Source organism: Candidatus Obscuribacterales bacterium, from assembly GCA_036703605.1.
Taxonomy (GTDB): Bacteria; Cyanobacteriota; Cyanobacteriia; order RECH01; family RECH01; genus RECH01.
The window spans coordinates 1-1492 of record DATNRH010001157.1 but is presented as its reverse complement, the minus strand read 5'-3'; the positions used below and the strand labels follow the sequence as shown (position 1 = coordinate 1492).

Here is a 1492-nt window from a genome sequence, read left to right as displayed (position 1 = left end):
GCAGAGGCCGGAGATCTGCTAATTCCCATGCGTCAAGGGCTTATCGGGCGAAAGCACATACAGGCTGACCTTCACGAACTTGTAGCAGGCAAGAAGCGAGTTCGCAGCTCACCTAAGGACATCACTGCCTTCAAGAGTGTTGGGTATGCTCTGGAAGATTTGGTGGTTGCCTCAATTGTTTATGGAGCAGCGAGCCAAGGTAACGACAGGTCGCTATGAGGCCTGGTTGCGAGATCTCTAGGGGGGCAGTGATGCTTTCTCACTCAGCGGTGTCGGCAATCGACCCGCCGATTTGTGCCACAAATCTGACTGCAAGTTCTTGACTGATCCCGTTCCAGCGTGGGAAGGGGGTATCTACTATGATCGAAAGGGCATTTGCCGTTTTTGCAGAAGGGAGACCCCTCTAATCCACCAGCAGAATGAGGGAGTAGCGCCAAGGCGGTGGTGATATGGCCAGGAAACAAGTAAAGAGGACAACTGGTCCTTTGTATCCGGAACATCCTCTCAGTGAGCACCAGCACAGGCTGAAGAGGGCGCGCAAAATCATGAAGGAAGATAGGCTTGACGCGCTTGTTTTCTCTAGGAATGTGAACGTGTTCTATGCGACTGGATCACGTTTTGTTTTTGTGGGATTCGATGCCCCCCTAGCATTGGCGCCGCAGTCAGCTGCGATTTTTACGCAGGATGCCGATATCTATTGTCAACGGTTCGGGCCCTTCGACAGTGACGCTGTGGGCCTGCACACGACCGTCTCCGAATCCATGGAATTCTATGACGATGAACTTGAACTGGTGAACATACTTAGCGACTACGGCATTGGAAAGGGACATAGAATTGGTATTGAATGGGGACCCGGGCTCTGCACGGGAATTAATCCCATCAAATTCTGGGAACTGAAAAAACGGATCATCAATGAGCTGGGTGCTGAGTTGGTTGATGCAACTACAACCATCTGGAAGATTACGGCCATCAAGTCAACACTTGAAATCGAGCGGATGAGGGTGGCGGTGGCTGCTGCAGCCAGAGCTATGGAACGAATCTACGAGGAGATCGACATCGGTATGCGCGAAGTGGATGTGGCCAGGAGGGTAAGCACGTTCATGCTCGAAGAGGGTGCGGATAAGATTACGCATGCTCAAGTTATGTCCGTTGGCCAAGGTCCCAATCTGTTGAGCAACGATGCGTTGGATCGCAAGATCGAAAAAGGCTTTGTTCACCTGGACCTTGGTTGCAAGTACAGACGGTACGGCTCCGACATCAATCGGGGGATTTTCTTGGGCCGAGCGCCGACGAAGGACGAAGAGAAACTCTACGGTTGCCGGCTAGGGGTCAATGAGGTGATGGACAAGATGATCAGGCCGGGTGTGTGTATGGATGACGTCCTCCAGGCGATGAATGAGTACGCACAAAGCTGCGGTTGCATAATGAAAGAAATCGGTGGCTACTTGTTTGGAGGGCATGGTATTGGCCTCGAGCCCTATCAGCACCCCAA

The 1492-nt window shown here is 52.2% G+C and carries 2 protein-coding genes; both read left to right on the top strand.

What is annotated here, in order from left to right:
• Positions 1-219 (top strand): hypothetical protein (locus tag V6D20_23915; protein ID HEY9818827.1); only part of this gene is annotated, 219 nt, incomplete at its 5' end.
• A gap of 230 nt (positions 220-449) precedes the next feature.
• A partial coding sequence (locus tag V6D20_23910) for a M24 family metallopeptidase (GenBank protein ID HEY9818826.1) occupies positions 450-1492 on the top strand: 1043 nt, incomplete at its 3' end.